The 17074-nt window shown below is 64.7% G+C and carries 13 protein-coding genes and 1 pseudogene; 5 read left to right on the top strand and 9 right to left on the bottom strand.

Annotated elements, in window-relative coordinates; translation table 11 throughout:
* Positions 1 to 35 precede the first annotated feature (35 nt).
* The 8 genes from F8D48_RS11555 to F8D48_RS02250 form a co-directional block, all read right to left on the bottom strand.
* Entirely contained in the window at positions 36 to 1004 is a 969-nt protein-coding gene (locus F8D48_RS11555; RefSeq protein ID WP_170272700.1) for a UPF0236 family transposase-like protein, read from the bottom strand.
* 363 nt (positions 1005 to 1367) lie between these two features.
* Complete coding sequence (locus tag F8D48_RS02280) at positions 1368 to 1571, bottom strand: hypothetical protein (RefSeq protein WP_151429802.1); 204 nt, start codon at positions 1569 to 1571, stop codon at positions 1368 to 1370.
* Between the two features lie 148 nt (positions 1572 to 1719).
* Positions 1720 to 2427: a hypothetical protein gene (locus F8D48_RS02275; RefSeq protein ID WP_151429801.1), complete on the bottom strand. Its 708-nt coding sequence runs from the start codon at positions 2425 to 2427 to the stop codon at positions 1720 to 1722.
* Positions 2428 to 2447: 20 nt separating this feature from the next.
* Positions 2448 to 3950 carry an N-acetylmuramoyl-L-alanine amidase family protein gene (locus tag F8D48_RS02270; RefSeq protein ID WP_151429800.1) on the bottom strand — a complete coding sequence of 501 codons (1503 nt, stop codon included), beginning with the start codon at positions 3948 to 3950 and terminating at the stop codon, positions 2448 to 2450.
* 101 nt (positions 3951 to 4051) lie between these two features.
* Positions 4052 to 4846, bottom strand: coding sequence for a hypothetical protein (locus F8D48_RS02265; RefSeq protein ID WP_151429799.1), 795 nt, complete (start codon positions 4844 to 4846; stop codon positions 4052 to 4054).
* Positions 4833 to 5360 (bottom strand): RNA polymerase sigma factor, encoded by a 528-nt coding sequence (locus F8D48_RS02260; RefSeq protein WP_257475598.1) that lies wholly within the window; start codon positions 5358 to 5360, stop codon positions 4833 to 4835. Before F8D48_RS02260 ends, F8D48_RS02265 begins: the two co-directional genes overlap by 14 nt.
* Complete coding sequence (locus F8D48_RS02255; RefSeq protein WP_170272698.1) at positions 5357 to 6790, bottom strand: helix-turn-helix transcriptional regulator; 1434 nt, start codon at positions 6788 to 6790, stop codon at positions 5357 to 5359. The genes F8D48_RS02260 and F8D48_RS02255 overlap by 4 nt, the downstream gene beginning before the upstream one ends.
* A 97-nt stretch (positions 6791 to 6887) precedes the next feature.
* Positions 6888 to 8528 carry an FAD-dependent oxidoreductase gene (locus tag F8D48_RS02250; RefSeq protein WP_170272697.1) on the bottom strand — a complete coding sequence of 547 codons (1641 nt, stop codon included), beginning with the start codon at positions 8526 to 8528 and terminating at the stop codon, positions 6888 to 6890.
* A 984-nt stretch (positions 8529 to 9512) separates the two neighbouring features.
* Between F8D48_RS02250 and F8D48_RS02245 the strand changes: the two genes are divergently transcribed.
* Positions 9513 to 10523: a hypothetical protein gene (locus F8D48_RS02245; protein WP_205717312.1), complete on the top strand. Its 1011-nt coding sequence runs from the start codon at positions 9513 to 9515 to the stop codon at positions 10521 to 10523.
* A 175-nt stretch (positions 10524 to 10698) separates the two neighbouring features.
* On the opposite strand, the gene queA is transcribed toward F8D48_RS02245, so the two are convergent.
* Positions 10699 to 11796: a tRNA preQ1(34) S-adenosylmethionine ribosyltransferase-isomerase QueA gene (queA, locus tag F8D48_RS02240; RefSeq protein WP_151429794.1), complete on the bottom strand. Its 1098-nt coding sequence runs from the start codon at positions 11794 to 11796 to the stop codon at positions 10699 to 10701.
* 141 nt (positions 11797 to 11937) lie between these two features.
* On the opposite strand from queA, the gene F8D48_RS02235 reads away from it, so the two are divergent.
* From F8D48_RS02235 to F8D48_RS02220, 4 genes and pseudogenes are all read left to right on the top strand, one after another.
* The gene (locus F8D48_RS02235; protein ID WP_205717311.1) at positions 11938 to 12837 is read left to right on the top strand and encodes an HAD family hydrolase; all 900 of its coding nucleotides are present in this window, start codon (positions 11938 to 11940) and stop codon (positions 12835 to 12837) included.
* Between the two features lie 3 nt (positions 12838 to 12840).
* Positions 12841 to 13986 (top strand): tRNA guanosine(34) transglycosylase Tgt, encoded by a 1146-nt coding sequence (gene tgt, locus F8D48_RS02230; RefSeq protein WP_151429793.1) that lies wholly within the window; start codon positions 12841 to 12843, stop codon positions 13984 to 13986.
* Positions 13987 to 14335: 349 nt separating this feature from the next.
* Positions 14336 to 14704, top strand: a complete 369-nt coding sequence (locus F8D48_RS02225) for an Hpt domain-containing protein (protein WP_170272696.1) — start codon at positions 14336 to 14338, stop codon at positions 14702 to 14704.
* 1164 nt (positions 14705 to 15868) lie between these two features.
* A pseudogene (locus F8D48_RS02220) lies at positions 15869 to 16951 on the top strand (IS256 family transposase); the annotation flags it as partial.
* Positions 16952 to 17074: the final 123 nt, after the last annotated feature.

The raw sequence follows: 17074 nt of genomic DNA, 5'->3' as shown, positions 1-17074 counted from the left end.
GAGCCTCCTAGCCCAACTGCATTACGGAGAATGTATCACAGAGTGCAAACCGACCAAGGGTCAATGCTCCTGCGTCTTGCAACAGACGGCGTGACTTTGATGGGGGTGACGTCCCCTCGACCTCCTACCAGCCAGTTCCGGCCATTCCGGAGTCGACGGCGGCAGCATAGCGCACCTCGCCCGACGAGGAGGCCACGGATGCCCTGGGCGGCTCGTATCCCGACCCGACGCGGGGGGGGGCAGCCGGTCGCGGACAGGCCGCGCCGATCCAGCGCGGCCGTCTCCCGGCCCTCGTCTCTGCGGCGCCTGAGGGGCGTGGCCGACCCGGCGCGGGTCCTGGGCGGCACGGCCCTGCCGGAGGCCCGCCTGCTGCGCAGCCGGGCCATGTGCGAGGCGCCCGGCCGCGACCACGCGCACGGCACCGACGCCATCCTGGACTTGTACAGGTGCTGGTTCTCCGACTCCATGGTGCCGAGCGAGGGGCCGTCCACCGCGATCAGGCCGGCGTTTCTGCGCAGGCAGGCGAGCACCCGCGGCGCGCCCTTGCGGGCGAGCCCCATGTCTATGCACGCCTCCAGCAGCGCCGCGGCGGCCTCCCTCCCGCCGTCGTTGACGACCTCCACGAGCCGCCGCCCCATGGCCGCGTCGTCGAAGCAGGACAGCAGCGCGCGGTCGACGTGGAACGGGTCGAGGTGGCCGACGACCTCCACGCGCAGCGGGAAGTAGGCGCCGCCCCGCTTGCACCAGCCCTCCCCGTCGGTGCCCAGGTGCACGCGCTCCAGCGCGGACAGGTCGAACTCGGAGCCGATGGCGGCCACGGCCTCCGGCCAGAACTCCCCCGGCGCGCACGCGCACCCGTGGCGCACGCAGTGCTCGCGGGCCGCCTTGCGCCCGCGCGCCACCTTGCCCGAGTAGGCCGCCATCGCCTCGATCTCCACCTTGGACGGCTCGCCGGGGGCCGTGCCCTGGAGCGCCACCCATGTGCCGTCGGCTTCGACGCACACCTGCGCGGCCGCGGTCCTGCCGCCCGGCTTTATCCCCAGGTCGAACAGGTCGCGGGCCGCGCGGGCGTCCTCCTCGGCTCAGCGCTCGCCGGCCGCGTGCACGGCGGCTATCACCATCTTGGCGCTCACGCGCGAGCCCCCCGGCCCGGGCGAGCAGCCCGGCCGCGGCGGCGCAGGGCACCTCGGCGCCCGCCTCCACGAGGAACTCCTCGGCGGCCGGCGACACCCTGGCGCCCCAGGGAGGGTCCAGCTCGTCGGCCAGCGGGACGCAGGCGCCGCCGCCCCTCGCGCGCAGCCTCCGTCAGCGGAAGGAGACGTCGCCGACGACGGTGGCCGGCGAGCGCTCCCGCACGTCGTGGACGCTCAGGCCGGAGGGGGGGGCTCGGCGCACAGCGCCGCGCCCGGGCGCTCCAGAGCCCGGCCCATGGCCCGGGCCATGATCGCGTGGCCCTCGGTCAGGGCGCTGCGCTCGAACGAGGCGAACGTCAGGCCGCCGGACATGAGCGTGCCGGTGAAGATGTCGGCCATGGCGGCCTCCGCGGCTGCGGATGCTGTAGAATTGCCCATCGGGGATTCCTCTCTTTCTCGATTCTTGGTCGATAAGAGATCAGGGGAATCCTCCTCGTTTTGCTCCGGCTCATCGGCCGGCCTCACGGCCGCCCTCGTCGCCGGAGTCGCTATGCATCCCCAAAAAGGTTACGCCGTGCTTGCAACATCACCTCTCCTCAAGCGTGAACTCCCTTATATCGGAAGGATCGGAGAAATCCAGCTGTCCCAGGACGGCGGCAAGCTCATCCGGCACCGGCTCTACAGTGGGTCCCTTCCCCTCCGCCACACCGACCACCGCCGACTCGTCGCCGTCAACAAGCACGCCCGTACCATCTGGCCGCACAAGCCATTCCTGCCAGGTTCCATCACTCCAAGCGAGGGTAACTTGAGCCAAAGGCACTTTATCTGCAACAAACTCCTCGAACAGGCTGAGACGCTCCCGGACAATGCGCGAGTAATTCCCGTCAACGTCAGAACTCGTATCGAGCCAATCATCCACGTACTGCAATGCTACGAGTCTACCCTCTTGCAAAAGTGGGTAGCAGTTGAATCCTAGACGCTCAAGATGATAGTCGGTCTTCTCGTCAGAAAGGCTCCCCTCCATATAGAACTGCGGAATGGGAGCGCCAATCCAGTAATCGCTCAAGGTCGCCTCCGGCGCCCCCGGTCCATCCCCAGCAATACCCCCTTCGCGCTGATAGCTTTCCGCGGATAAAATCGATGCCTCCATCACCCGCTCATCCAGCGTATCGGGGCCCAAATACCGAGACTCCTCTTGGGGGGAGCATCCCACCAGCAGAGCCATGAACAGCAAACCCGCACCACCAACTCCCCCAAGCAAAAAACCAAGAGAACGGATTCTTTCGCCCAACATAGTATCATCCTCCTCAATGCCTACGGATTGAGACAAGCACCAGAGGTATTGAACCTATAAGCTTTCCCGCCGATAGTCCATGTGCCATTCGCCAACATGGCACCCTCAGGGCCGGGTGCCGGAGTGTTGTTCAGCGTTCTCAGGTAATACCAAGTTGTGCCGTCCTTGAACCAACCCCGTCGCATGGCGCAATTAGAGTCGAAGGCGTACCAATAGCCGTCTATCTTCTGCCAGCCAGTCGCGGCAGCGCCAGTGGAGTTCAGGTAGTACCACTTGCCCTCAATACTCTGCCAACCCGTCAACATGTAGCCAGACGAGTTGAAATAGAACCAATTCGAGCCGACCTCAAGCCAACCTACGGATTTTGCGCCGGCATTGCTCAGGTAACTCCAACTCGATCCGCCAAAAGGCTTTTGCCAGCCCGTAAACAAAACGCTCCCTCTATCCCACTTGAAGGTATTGCCTTCGTTGGTGTTATAGAAAAACTGATAATAACCCGACGATTTGGTCGCAAAAATCACACCGGGACTCTGAATGCCTGGATTGACAATGCGCACCGCCATCGCGCCCGAACTGTACGTTCTGTAGCCATCCACGATCACCGCATGGCCCGATCCATTGTTTGAAGTTGTTCGGGCGTGTATAGGCAAACCGGCGTTAATCCAACGCCCAATAACCAACTCGCTCGGCGCACCGGAGATATGCGTCGTTGCGATCCGCGTAGAAGAATTGGGGTACGTGAACCGCGTGTATGCAGAACGGGTGTCCGCAACCGTTCCGCCACTCAAAGACCCCTTCACGTCATTGCTCAACGACACTGCCGTCCAAGTGTTGTTCTTTGTCAAATATCGCCCGGCCTGACATGCACTTGCCGCCCAGCATATCGGGTCGCTCCCCTGCGTCACATAAGGTACGCCGAGCGCTTTGGAAGAGGTGACCGTGACCGCCGCCGCAAGGCTCTCCGCCTCTGCACTATCCAATACGTTCGCTTTCGGTGAAGCCATGGCCGTCCATTCTCCAGCATCGATTCCATCGTAACACCGCACTTCATCAAAGCCAATCTTGTAAGCACTCTGGGCTTCCTCATCGAGGTAGATAAGATCCTCGTCGCAGAAGGCAAACTGCATCGCGCCCTCATCACCCAACCGTCCGAGGTCTTCCCCCATCGTCTCGGCAACATTAGTAGAAAGGGTAAATGTGGCACCCTCTGCTGTCTCAACTGAGAAAATGAAAGCAGCCAACTCGTCGTCACAATAGATCGTCCAACACTGGGATCCCGCATAAACAGGATTCGAGGACGAAATGTCGTAAACACCTCGCGGCCCTTCTATGGAAAGCGAATCCAAATCTACGCCGATTTCCGCAGCAAAGGAGTCTGCGAGCGCGCTAATATAATCCTGGCATTCGCTTTCCGGCATGGGGGCTGGCTCATCACCGTAAGCCCATGGAGGCTCAACCGAGACCAAGACAGCGAGCGCCGCCAGGAGCGCCATCCACCAACCCGCTCCTTTTGCCATACTCATCTCAAGCTCCTCTCTCGTGACGTGGGACCATATTCACCCTTATCCCTTAATCGCTTTAAGAGGCCGAAATGTTTCACCCCGATGAAACATTTCCTATTTTTTCAGGCTGCCTCGTCGAGATCGATCCTCACGAGAGGCTGATTTCCCGCGATAGGCTCGCTCAACTTATAGCAGTAAGTCTCCTTCCCCCGTACTTCTATCACACTGCCGGCAAGCACTTCGAGGGCAGCCTCTTCCGCAGCGGCATAATCATCGAGAGACGCCAAGAGGCCTATCAATCCCCGTGAAGATAAAAAGACAGAATCCATAGACAGTCGCACAGTAAACAAAACCGTACCTGACACGGGCACGATATGCACCGACTCCCCATACTCTTCGCCTCCACCAGACACCAGCTCGCCAACAAGCACCTCAGGACTGCCGAATGAAAGGTCAATCCCCGATTCGCATTCGATGGCTTCGGGAAGAGAAAGCGTCATCTCGAATGTCGCCACAACCTCCTGCCCCTCGACGGAAAGGCCGAGCATGCTCACCGAGGCACTGGGCCCTTCTTGGACTTCAACCGGAAAAAGCCCGTCCACATCATCCGACGTACCGCACGAAACGGGAGCAGGAAGGGGACTCGATTGCCGAGATGCGTCTTCCCAAAGGCCGGGGACAATAATAAGGCAGGCAAGGGCCGCCGCACAAACACCGATGCCCGCAAGACGCAGCCAGCCAGAAAGCGCACGGCGCTTTGAGCCACGAGGGGCTCCGCCCGACGGCACCACGCGCCCGCACGCTTCAGGCAAGACAGCAGCTTCTTTCCTGCGAACCACATGGGCAACCGTCCGGTCATTCAGCCCCTCTGGCACCTCGATATCACCCATCACGCGCTTGTAGTCATCGAAGTTCATCGTGTCCCCCTCGATAGCGCTTCTCCAAAAGACGTCGGGCGCGACGCAGGCGCGTCCGAATGGTGGCGGGGCGCGTCTGCGTCATCTCGGCTATCTCCTTCGTCGAAAACCCTTCCACGTAAAATAAATAGATGCATTCCCGCTGTTCCGGGGAAAGAGCATCGACGTAGTCCCACACCTCGTGCTCGGCGTTGAAATACCGCGTCTGCGACACCGGAAAGACCCGGCCCCGCCGCTCAGCAGCCCGCTCCAGATCGCTGTCTGACACCGGTCGCTCGCGTCTTGTCGACGCCTTTCCCAGATACTGCTTGTAACGGTTCGAGGCCACCTTAATGAGCCAGCGACCGAGGTGTCTTTCATCATGGAACACCTCATCGGATGTGGCGAAAATCTCAAATACTTCCTGGTAAACGTCTTCGGCGATCGATACATCAAACCGTTGCGCCCGCAGAAAACGGTACACATGAGGCCCATGGGCCTCCAGAACCCGGCGTAACTCTCCCTCCGACCTCATGGCCGAGCCGATCCCAGCAGGGCCGCGAGCTCGCGGCGATTGGCGACGCCGCATTTCTCGTAGATATGGCTCGTGTGGGCCTTCAGGGTGCCCTCGGCGATGAAGAGCTCGCTGCGGATGGCCGGCCCGTTCTTCCCCTGGGCGATAAGGTGCAGGATCTCAGTCTCGCGCGGGGTGAGGCGGGCGTGTTCGGCCAGCTCGGCCACGCGCGCCTCGCGACGCTCCTCGTCGGGGGTCTTCTCCACAAGGCCGCCCACGTCCAGGATGCGCACGCCCCAACGGCTGGCCAGCTCCTTCTCCGAGAGCAGGATGAGCATGGCCGCCACCATCATGGCCACCACGAGCCCGGCGATGAGGGCATCCTGCATGCTGGCGGGAAGACCGGCGGCTCCCAGGGCCTCCGAGGCGCCCTTGCCCCCGACGACGAAGATCTGCTCGGCCCCCTTGACAGCGGCGAAGGCCACCACGGTCACGCCGAGGCGCTTCGCGATATCGTAGAGCAGCAGCGCCACGATAATGCCCACGAGCGAGTAGCTCATGGAGATGAGGTAGCTGGAGACCGCCGCCCCGAAGACCCCCTCGCTCGGCACGAGCAGAAAACCGCACACGATGAGCACGAAGGGCGACCGGTACAGGGCGCCGATGTTGAGCCGACTCGAGAAGAAGTAAGCTCCGGCGAAGAGCACCGCCATGACGATGGCCGTGGACAGGGACGAGTGCATGCCGGCCCCGGCGGCCAGCTGGTGCTGACGCAATCCGTAGGCGAAGGAGAACAGGGCCAAAAGAGCGAAGATCTTCCACGGGTAGGTAAACTTCGGCACCACCGGCGAGGGGCGGTCGGCCACGGGCAGGGCGCGAAAGGCCATCCGCAGACAGAGGATGGCGGCCACGGGCAGGACCACCATGGCGCAGGCCACCCGAAGCCCGTCGAGGCCGCTGCAGAAGAACACGAATACCACGCCCGCGAGCTGCGAGGCCGTAGTGTATAAGAAGATGCGGATGAGAGAGATGCAGCTTAAGACCTCGGCCCACAGCACCAGAAAGAGCCCGAAGCCGAGGCCGCCGAGAGCTGCGCCGAGCACAGCGAGGGCCGCTTGAGCGCCCTCGGGAAGGGGCGCCGCCCCCGCGGCGATGAGGGCGAGAGAGGCGGCCACCATGGCACCGGCGGACACAGCGCGCACCGCACCGGTGGCGTTCAAGGGCACGAGGCGCCGGGCCGCGAGGGCCACGGCAATGGAGATAAGGACCATGGCGCAGTCGAAGACGTCGTGCAGATCGAAGGGGGCGGCCAATCGTAGGGCCGGCGCCGCCACGGCAAGGGTGACCCAGGCCCGGGCGCAGCCGAGCGCGAACAGGTAGGGCAGGATGCCCGCCAGGTAGAGGGCGCGATCCTCCCTCCCCTTCCGTATGTCAGCCAGCAGTTTCCCCATGGCGGGCATTATAGCAGGCGAGATAGGCCGAATTGAAGAGGGCCCGGCCGACAGGGAGGGAGGTCGACCGGGCCCGAGAGGGAAATGGCAAGGGGAGCTATCGGCTCGCGACGAGCTTTCCGGTGTAGTAGCCCGAGGTGATGGCGCGGCCGATGGAGAGGCCCTCGATGTCCATGGGGTAGTCCACGCCGCCGAAGAACTGGCCCGAGGCGTTGCCCACGGCGTACAGGCCGGCGATGGGCTCGAAGGCCTCGTTCAGACACTGGTGATCGCCGTTGACCACCAGGCCGCCCAGGATAGCCGGCAGCTTGTTGGAGCCGCGGGGAATGGCGTAGTAGGGGCCGCCTTCGATGGGCACGAGGTACTTTGCGGACTTGCCAAAGTCCTCGTCGCGGCCGGCGGCGCACAGCTCGTTGTAGCGGGCCACGGTCTCGGCGAGATGGGCCGGGTCCACGGCCGTGAGCTTCCAATCGTTCTCGGCGGCGTAGGCGTTCATGGCCTCGGCCAGCGCCTCCACGGTGTCGGCGGTAATCCACTTCTCGGGGTTCACCTTGTTGTCGCCGTTGTACTGGGAGATGTCGTAGGGCGCGGCGGCCTTCCAATCCTCGTAGTAGTCCTCCCAGTTGGCGGGCACGAGGCTGAAGAACTTGGCGGCCGTGGAGTCCTCGAAGCCAGCGCGGGCCAGGTAGGGGCGGGCGAAGTTGTTCATGTAGCCCATGCGGCAGCAGGTCTCGTCCATGAAGCGGTTGCCCTCCTGGTCCACGAAGAGGAAGGGCATCTCCAGGCGCACGAAGGCCGGCTCGCCGTGGATCATCTTCGTGTGGGTGTGGGGCGTCATGATGGCGCCGGCGTTCATGCCGGCCACCAGAGCGCTGCCGTCGCGGAAGTCGGTGAACAGGCTGAAGCCCTTGGTGTCGGGGGCGTAGTAGTCGAGCATCTCCTGGTTGGAGGAGTAGTCGCCGCAGGCCAGGATGACGCCCTTGGCCGCCGTGAACAGGTGGTGGCCGTCCTCGGCCTCGCAGATGGCGCCCGTGACCGCGCCGGACCCATCGACGGCCAGCTGCACGCAGGGGGTGTTGTAGAAGAACTCGGCGCCGGCGGCGGCCAGGTTCTCGGCGATGACCGTGGCGGCGGCGTTGTGGTTGCCCTCCACATGGAAGTAGGTGTTGGCGTGCAGGTGGATGTCGTAGCCGTTGTAGGTGAGCACCGCGTCGTGGGGCTTCGATTCCACGCCGCCCTTGGCTGCCTCCTCGGCCCACCAGGCCAGAGCCTCCTGGGAGTTGTGGGCCCAGATGTTCACGAGATCGCGGTCGGAGCGGTAGTCGCTCTTCCAGTTGATGAAGCTCACGCAGGCCTGCACCGCGGCCTCGTCGGTCTTGCTCAGATCGATGGACGCGGCCATATTGCCCGTGGTCTGGGCGGCGTTGATGTTCTGCACGCAAGCCACCCGCGCCCCGGCCTCCAGGGCGGTGTGCACCGCAGCCAGGCCCGACTCGCCGGCGCCCACGACCACCACGTCGTAGTCGTGGGTCTCCACGAAGTCGGTGATGGGGGTCTGCGGAGCCAGAAACGACGGGCCTGCAGCCGCGCCGGTCTCGGCCAGGCCGGCCTCGGCGGCCGCCTCGGATCGGGTCTTGGGCTGGCCGCAGCCGGCCAGGCTCGCGGCCCCGGCAGCACCCAAGGCGGCGATGCCGCCGAACTTGAGCAGGTCGCGACGGGTGAAGTTGGTAGCAGTCATGGTAACTCCCTCTCTTTCGTGCGGGATCCAGAGAGCAGGCGCGCCCGACGCTCCCGTGAGCTTCAGGTGGCGCATTGCCATCGGCCCCGCAAAACCTCCTCGGGCGCGCCGCGCACCGTCGTCCGCGGCCCGGCGCTCCCGCGAGCACCGCACGCCCATCTAACTGTTCGGTCGCGAAGAGCGCTCAGGAGGGGGGCGGGAGCCCTTCCCTGCCGCGCCTTGCGACGGCGCCCACTATGGCTGCCGGCGGCGCCCGGCGCATCGGAAAGTGCGCCAGAAAAAGATTATTCCCGTAAACTTTTTCCTAAACCATTACAATGAGCTGGGAAAACTTTTAGCTGCTCTTTCCCCTTCCCGTCCGCGAAAACTCCTCCGTCTCTCGCGCCGCGACAGGCCCTTCGCCTCCCGAGAGCCGGCGGCACGTGCGCCCCTCCGGCTCTCGAGGCGTTTTCTGGCTTGCAAACAACGACCTTGGAACCCGATCGGTCCGAAAAACATCCAAAAGCAGCCAGCTTGTAATACCTCGTTTCCGTTTCCCCAGGTCACGTATTACCAGTCCCAGCAAAATCACAGTCCAAGGTGCCAAGGTCGTGCTTTTCAAGCCAGAAAACGCCTCAGGCCCGGAAACCCACGCCGTCGAGACGGGGCGGCGCCCTACTGCCGGCAGCATGCCGAAACCAAGCGAAAGGGTCCCACACGCACCCGAACCTTGAGCTGCTGACTTACCACAGCGGAACATTCGTGAAGGCGGCGGCTGGGCATGCCGGTCACCGGCGAACCCCCTACAATACGCCCATGCGAATTTTCCTGTACGGCATATCGGCGCTCTCCTGGTGGCTCTCGGCCCCGGCCACGCCCGGCGACGGGAACCGGGTGGGTCAAAATGCGCTGCGGAACTGCAAACCCGATGCCGCGACAATCCAGTATCTCGCGCACTGCTGCCCGCAAATCCCCCGGCCCTACCACGTTACGGTTTCCGCGCGCATGAAGCGGTGCCCTGACGGAATTGCGCCCCATCGCTCCCAGTTCAAGCTTGCCGGCAGGCCGTTCTGCCGTGTGGCCAGCGGAATATACGCGCCCTGCCCCGAACTGTGCTTCGTCCAAGTCGCGAACAACCTGAATCTCCACGAACTCGTGAAAGTGGGCAACGCGCTGTGCGGCACCTTCTTCATCGACCCCAAAACGCGCAACGGCCTGGGGAAGCGCCGACCCCTTACCAGCGTGCAGCGCATCAGGGCATTCATCGGGCGCAATCCGGGCATCCTCGGCGCGAAACCGGCGCGCCGGGCCCTCGGCCTCATGGTAGACGGCGCCGCATCGCCTCCCGAGGTGTTTCTGGCCATGGCCCTGGGCCTTCCCCATCGCTTCGGGGGCTACCAACTGCCGGGCATCGCCGCCAACCGCCGCATAAGGCCCAGCTCCAAGGCCCGCGCCATCGCGCACCGAAACACGCTCGTTCCCGATATCCTCTGCGAGAGCGGCCGCCTCGACATCGAGTACGACTCCAACACCGAGCACGCAAGCGCCGCGCAGCTGACGCGCGATGCCCAGAAACGGCTGGCCCTTGAAGCCGACGGGTACAAAGTCATCACGGTTACCGCACGGCAGATAGGCAGCCAGGGGGAAATACGGAAAATCGCCGAGCAGTCAAGACGGCGCATGGGCGCCCGGCTGAGGCCCCAAAGCGCCGCATTCCGCCAGCAGCAGCGCGCCCTCTTCCGCACGGGCTGGTCGCTTAGCCGATACCACCGCCGCGAATGGCTGGAAGGCGCCCCCGAACCGGTCGCACCCACTCCGCTATGCCCGACACCCGCCGATGCGCTCGCCGCACCCGATCGTGCCCTGCGGTGTCCGGCCGCGCCCAAGCGCTGGCCGCCTTCGGATGCCGGAACGTTTTCTGGCTTGGAAAGCACGACCTTGGAACCGATCTTGCCCGAAATCGAGGGAAGCGCCTCCCCCGGTATTACGTCACGAGGGAATACTCCGAAAATGTAATACGCCCCTCCCCCTTCAAGTGCTAAAACGGTTCCAAGGTCGTGCTTTTCAAGCCGAAAAACAACTCGGCACGCGACAAGAACCGCCCCGGCATCTCCCAGGGCATATCGGCCAGATTAGGTTCGCAGGGAAGCCGGCGGACGGGTACCCGCGCCGACAGCCGCGCGCCCCTCCCCTAGTGCAGGAACATGGCGTCGCCGAAGGAGAGGAGGCGGTAGCGCTCGGCCACGGCGTGCTCGTAGGCGGCCATGACGGACTCGCGGGTGCTGAAGGCGGAGACCAGCATCATGAGCGTGCTTCGGGGCACGTGGAAGTTGGTGATGAGCGCGTCTACTACATGGAACCGGTATCCCGGCAGGATGTAGAGGCTCGTGGCCTCCCGGTCGCGGGGCACCAGCGCGCCGGCCCCCCCGTTGGCCGCGGGATCCCAGGCGCTCTCCAGGCTGCGCACGCTCGTGGTGCCCACGGCGATCACGCGGCCGCCGGCAGCGCGGGCAGCGGCGACGGCATCCACCGTGGCCTGCGGCACCGTGTAGAACTCGGTGTGGATGACGTGCTTCTCAGGGTCTTCCTCGTCCACGATGCGGAAGGTGTCCAGGCCCACTTCCAGCTCCACCGTGGCCCAACCGACGCCCTGATCGCGCAGACGTTCGATGAGCTGGGGGGTGAAGTGCAGGCCGGCCGTGGGGGCGGCCGCCGAGCTCTCGCGGCGGGAGTACACGGTCTGGTAGAGCTCCTCGTCGCCGGCGTAATCCTTGATGTAGGGGGGCAGCGGCGTGTGGCCCACGGCGTGCAGGGCCTCGTCCAGGCTGGGCAGCGGCGTGGCCAACCTCGCCACGCGCTCGCCGCGCTGGCCGTTTCGGGCCCAGTCGATGATCTCGGCCGACAGCACCACATTCCCCGCGCCGTCGGTGAAGTCCACCACGGCCCCGGCCCCGGGCTTCAGGCGCTTGCCCGGGCGCACGAGCACCTCCCAGAAGGCCACACGGTTGGTGCGGGGCTCGGGGCCTGCGCACTCGCGCAGCAAAAACACCTCGGCCGCCCCGCCGGTGCCGCGCTTGGCGCCCAGCAGGCGCGCCGGCATGACGCGGGTCTCGTTGGCCACGAGCAGATCGCCCGGCCGCAGATAGTCCGCGATATCGCGGAAGATGCGGTCCTCCACCGCACCGGTGGCCCGGTCCATCACGAGCAGGCGGCAACGGTCGCGCTCGGCGGCGGGCTCCTGGGCGATCAGCTCGTCGGGCAGGGCGTAGTCGAAATCATCGGTTCTCATGAAAAGCGCTCCTTAAGAATTGCATCGGCGGTATACTACCACGTTGATCTTGAAACGACTGCGGGAGCGCCCTGCGGACGGCCCGCGCGGCCGCTCGCGCTCGCGCCCCGCTCCCCAAGGCCCCACCTGGAAAGGAATCCCATGGACCCCACCCCGCGCGCCTACCGCGTCATCTGCTTCGATTTGGACGGCACTCTGCTTCCCATGGACCTGGACGTGTTCATGGGCCGCTACTTCGCCGCGCTCTACGACTTCGTGGAGGCCCGCGGCATCGAGGGCGGCCCCTTCTTGGAGGCGCTCAAGGCCGGCACCCGCGCCATGGCCGTCCACGACGACGGCCGCACCAACGCCGAGGCCTTCTGGGACACCTTCACCGACTTCATAGGTGATGCGGATGTGGATTGGGAGCCGCTGCTGACCGAGTTCTACGACGGCCCCTTCGCGGCCCTCGGCGCCGATGTGGAGCCCAACCCGGCCGCCGCGGCGGCCATCGAGACCCTGGCGGCGAAGGGCTACCCCCTGCTGCTGACCACCATGCCCATGTTCCCGCCGACCGCTGTGCGCCACCGCCTGGCCTGGGCCGGCATACGCCCCGAGGCCTTCGCCCGCCTGACCCACTACGAGAATTCCCGCACCGTGAAACCGCGGCCGCTCTACTACGCCGAGAACCTGGCGGCAGCCGGGGTGGATGGTGCCGACGTGCTCATGGTGGGCAACAACACCGTGGAGGATCTCTCCTTCATGCACCTGGGGGCCGACGGCTACCTGGTGACCGATTGGCTGCTCGACCCGGCGGGCTTTGACCTGGCCTCGGTGAAGCACGGCACCATGGCCGACTTCGCCGCCTTCGCGGCCGCCCTGCCGCCCTGCGCCAATCCGGCCGCGGCCATGGAGACGGGCCCCATCGACCCGGCCGAGGCCGAGGCGGCACGGGCTGCCAACGACGGAGGCTCCCTGGACGGAACCCGCGCCGCGGCCCACGCCGCCGCGGCCACCGACGACGTGCTGGCCGCCCAGGCGCCCAGCTCCCGGGAGGTGTAGGCTATGGCGCTGTTCGACTGCACCTGCGAGGCCACCTCCGGCCACGCTCGGGCACTGTCCTATGAGACGGCCCACGGCGCCTTCCGCACCCCCATGTTCATGCCCGTGGGCACCTCGGCCACGGTGAAGGGCGTCACCACCGACCAGCTGCGCGAGCTGGGGGCCCAGGTGGTGCTCGCCAACACCTATCATTTGGCCATGCGCCCCGGGGCCGACCTGGTGGAAGAGGCCGGCGGCATCCACCGTTTCATGAACTACGACGGCCCCATGCTCACCGATTCCGGCGGCTTCCAGGTGTTTTCCCTGGCCGCCACCGTGAAGCTGTCCGATGACGGCGTCACCTTCAAGTCCATCTACGACGGGTCCAACATTCACTGGACGCCCGAGGAGAACATGGTCATCCAGCAGAAGATCGGCGCCGACATCGCCATGCAGCTGGACCAGTGCGCCCCCTATCCAGCCGCCCGCGAGTTCGTGGCGAAGGCCGTGGACTACTCGAGCGCCTGGGCGCGCCGGTGCCTGGCGGCTCACACGCGCCCCGACCAGACGCTCTTCGGCATCGTCCAGGGCGGCATGCATCTCGATCTGCGCCTGGAATCTATCCGCCGGCTGCGGGAGATCGAGGACGAGTCGCTGGCAGCCGGGCACCGGCGCTTCGGCGGCTTCGGCATCGGGGGCTACTCGGTCGGCGAGGACCACGAGGTGATGTTCGAGACCTTGGGCGCGGTGGCCCGGGCCTGCCCTGAAGACCGCCCCCGCTATCTCATGGGCGTGGGCAACCCCACCACCCTGGTGCGTGCCGTGCGCGAGGGCGTGGACATGTTCGACTGTGTGCTGCCCACCCGCACGGCCCGCATGGGCACGGCGTTCTCCAGCACGGGCCGCATGAACATGCGCAACGCGAAGTTCGCCCGCGACTTTACGCCGCTCGATCCCGCCTGCACCTGCCCCACCTGCCAAAACTACACCCGCGCCTACCTGCGCCACCTGGTGAAGCAGAACGAGATGCTCGGCGCCATGCTGCTGTCGGTGCACAACCTGCACTTCCTGCTGGATTTGATGCGCCGGGCCCGCGAGGCGGTGCTGGCCGACGCCTACGAGGACTTCTACCGGGCCTGGATGGACTCGCCGGCCGCTGCCGACTACTAGGCAGGCGGCATCTGGAGCGACCGTCACCTCGCCCTGCCCGCCGTCCCGACCGATTCCAGGTTCCGAGCGTCAATAGCGCCCTGCTTTCTCTACCTTGGGAAACGGGGCGCTTTCTTGCTTCATACCATCTTTCCGTCAATGAGGTGCCGCGATTTTCCATCTGTTTCGTTACAGCTTGTCAACAAGTGGCCACGGGAAGGAAACGAGTGCGGCCGGACGCTGACAGTCCCATAACGAGACGTTAAACTGAACTCAATGTCACGGGCTCGCACACCGCCGGAGATGAAGGGGAAGCAGGCAGCGGTCCGCGGCGACGACCTTCGACGCAGTCTGAAAGGACTTGATGATTATGACCGCAACGCTTGCCGACCAGTTGGCCCCCTACGGGATCGACTACGTGGACGCCATGGACCGCTTCGGCGACAACGCCGACCTCTACGAGCGCCTGGCCCTGAAGTACCTGGACGATGAACACCTCGTGGCCCTCAAGGCCGCCATGGAAGCCGCCGACTACTCCGAGGGCTACAGCCAGGCCCACGCGCTCAAGGGCGTGGCCGGCAACCTCTCCTTCAAGGATCTGTTCCAGTGCGCGGCGCTCGTGTCCGACGCCCTCTACGCCGGCGAGTACGAGGCCGCCGCCGAGCACATGCCCGAGGTAGAGCGCACCCACGAGCTCGTCATCAAGGGGCTTTCCGCCTGGCAGAACGGTACGCTGTAAGCCACGGCGCGCTGCCCCGGAACCGAGACAGCGAAATACCCCGGCATTTCCCGCGCCCCCGGCCCCGACAGCCTCCCGCTGCCGGGGCCTTCTCATGGACTCCGCAAGCCGGCGGCCGGCTGGAGGCCGCTTCGCTTCCCGAGACCACCAAAACGAGAGATCGATCTTTTTCGCGAAATTTGGGACAGGCTGCAACACCTTCACCTCAGAAAAAGTTTTCGATTCAACAGGATGCATTCCTGTCAATCAGATCGTAAAATAGGGACATCGATAACGCTTTCGACGCAGATTCCACCCTGACGAGAGAAGGCGAGCCATGGGATTTTTCAACCACTCTACAGGAAATACAACGAGGGCGGCAGCCACCCTGGGCATGATCATGCTGTTCAGCCTCGGGCTTTTCGGATGCGCCACTCCCCCCAGGAGATGCCCCGGATGGCATTGAAGATACCGGGCCAGCTCAACTTGACGAGCGCATCTTGGAGACCATGAAAAAGGGTCGCCTGGTATGACCAAATTGGAGTAGACGTAGCCACGCTGAGGAATACGGAAACCGAACCCACTTCCAACACCTACACCATCGCAGGGCGCATTCCCCATTACACTATAAAAAACGGAGAGCTCCGGAGAGACTCGTTCGATACATCGGCGCTTCTGCAAAACGAACGTGTCGTCGCCTGTCAGGAGGTGCCCCACTGGATGCCCCCGAGCAGTCCCGACCCCCGCACCGACGGAGTCGTCGCCTATCCTCGATGGAGGATCGCCCCCCCCTCATCGCCTACGAGCTACTTCTCCCTCAAAATATGCCGTTAGCAGAAATAGGGCTGACCGGCGATGCCGCCGAAAGCTATTGGCTCATCGGGGAGGATGGAAACGGAGTATGCACCGAAATCGGTGCGTCTGGCAACGAGAGCGATGGGATCCTCCGGCAAGTTCCCGAAGACATCCTCGCCGTCCTCGACCAGATCGACTTCTCCGCTCCCTCCTCCGCCGTGGAATTCACCGCGAGCGCCGACCCACCCCGATAGGACCCTACAGGCAATCCCCGCACAGAATGATCGTGTCCCCAATGTTGGTGTAAGAGCCGTTTCACTTGAGAAATGAGAAACGGCCATCGCCTAGAATCTTGAATTGTCTATGTTCGGGATGAAAGGGATGGCCGCAATGGACAGTTTAAAGCAACAGACGACGGTAGGCCATGACATGCCAAGATTCGGCGATGGGATGGTCAACATCCAAGAGCCCATCCGCATCATGGCCGAATCGATCGTCAACGAGGTCATGGACGCGCAGGCAGAGGATGCGTGCGCGGACGGCGATCAGAGGAACGGCTGCCGCGAGCGCACGCTCGTCGCCAGCGTCGGCGCCATCAGCCTGCGCATCCCCAAACTGCGTCGCGGCAGCTACTTCCCAGAGGACCTCCCCGTGCGCTATTCGCGTGCGGATCGGGCCGTCGTCGCCGCAGTGTCCGAGGTGGTGGCCCCAGGCGTGTCCGCGAGGAAGATCGAGCGTGTTGCAGCGCAGATGGGCATAGAGCGCATGAGCGCCTCCCAGGTGTCGCGCATATGCAAGTCGCTGGACGATATCGCGCTCGACCTGCAGGGCCGCGATCTCTCCGATGTTGCGTTCCCCTGCATCTGGCCGGATGCCGCCTACATCAAATGCCGTGACGCGGGCCATGTCTCGTCATGCGCTCTCGCGACGGCCATAGGGGCGGGGCCGGACGGATGCCGGCGCCTTCCCGGGCTCGACGCCGTAGACGCCGAATCCTGCGCCGGATGGCCGGCTTTCCTGCGCTCGCTGCGCGAGCGGGGCGCAGATGGCGTCATCTGCGTGACGAGCGATGCCCGCGAGGGGCTGCGTCGTGCGACAGGGGAGGTCTCTCCCGGCGCCGCGCGGCGGCGCCGCATCGTGCATCTGACGAGGAGCGCCGCGTCGTGCGCGCCCACGCGCCGGAAGAGAGCGGCCGTGCTGGCCATCCTGCACGCGGTCTTCTCGGAGCGAGACCCGGATCTCGTGCGCGAGCTCTACCATCTGGCCTGCGAGGAGATCGAGGGCTTCTGCTCCAAAGCAGCGGCGCTCTTGGAGGAGGCGGAGGCCGACGCGCTGGCCTACCCTGGTTTTCCCTATGCCCATCACAGGCGCTCGCGCACCAGCAACGTGCGGGAGCGCGCCGACCGCGAGCTCAAGAGGCGAAGCCGCGTGGTGCAGGCATTCCCGTCAAAAAAGTCATTGATCCGCATGATAACGTACAATCTCTTGCGCACTTTGACAGCAGCATAGTCTAGATACCAAAAGACACGGCTCCGGCCTTCGGTATGATTTGAGTGTCGAATTCAATCATGCTAGGAGGCTGAGCCATGTCCGATC

The organism is Adlercreutzia muris (genome assembly GCF_008831045.1).
Lineage (GTDB): Bacteria > Actinomycetota > Coriobacteriia > Coriobacteriales > Eggerthellaceae > Adlercreutzia > Adlercreutzia muris.
The sequence above is the reverse complement of the archived record's forward strand: the minus strand, read 5'-3'. Positions and strand labels throughout refer to the sequence as shown.

Bases quoted from the DNA above. Each gene is read 5' to 3' on its own strand.
- F8D48_RS02270 (WP_151429800.1), bottom strand. From the start codon at position 3,950: ATGAGTATGGCAAAAGGAGCGGGTTGGTGGATGGCGCTCCTGGCGGCG.
- F8D48_RS02255 (WP_170272698.1), bottom strand. From the start codon at position 6,790: ATGGGGAAACTGCTGGCTGACATACGGAAGGGGAGGGAGGATCGCGCC.
- F8D48_RS02245 (WP_205717312.1), top strand. From the start codon at position 9,513: ATGAAGCGGTGCCCTGACGGAATTGCGCCCCATCGCTCCCAGTTCAAG.
- F8D48_RS02235 (WP_205717311.1), top strand. From the start codon at position 11,938: ATGGACCCCACCCCGCGCGCCTACCGCGTCATCTGCTTCGATTTGGAC.
- F8D48_RS02265 (WP_151429799.1), bottom strand. From the start codon at position 4,846: ATGAACTTCGATGACTACAAGCGCGTGATGGGTGATATCGAGGTGCCA.
- F8D48_RS02225 (WP_170272696.1), top strand. From the start codon at position 14,336: ATGACCGCAACGCTTGCCGACCAGTTGGCCCCCTACGGGATCGACTAC.
- tgt (WP_151429793.1), top strand. From the start codon at position 12,841: ATGGCGCTGTTCGACTGCACCTGCGAGGCCACCTCCGGCCACGCTCGG.
- F8D48_RS02280 (WP_151429802.1), bottom strand. From the start codon at position 1,571: ATGGGCAATTCTACAGCATCCGCAGCCGCGGAGGCCGCCATGGCCGAC.
- F8D48_RS02275 (WP_151429801.1), bottom strand. From the start codon at position 2,427: ATGTTGGGCGAAAGAATCCGTTCTCTTGGTTTTTTGCTTGGGGGAGTT.
- F8D48_RS02260 (WP_257475598.1), bottom strand. From the start codon at position 5,360: ATGAGGTCGGAGGGAGAGTTACGCCGGGTTCTGGAGGCCCATGGGCCT.
- F8D48_RS02250 (WP_170272697.1), bottom strand. From the start codon at position 8,528: ATGACTGCTACCAACTTCACCCGTCGCGACCTGCTCAAGTTCGGCGGC.
- queA (WP_151429794.1), bottom strand. From the start codon at position 11,796: ATGAGAACCGATGATTTCGACTACGCCCTGCCCGACGAGCTGATCGCC.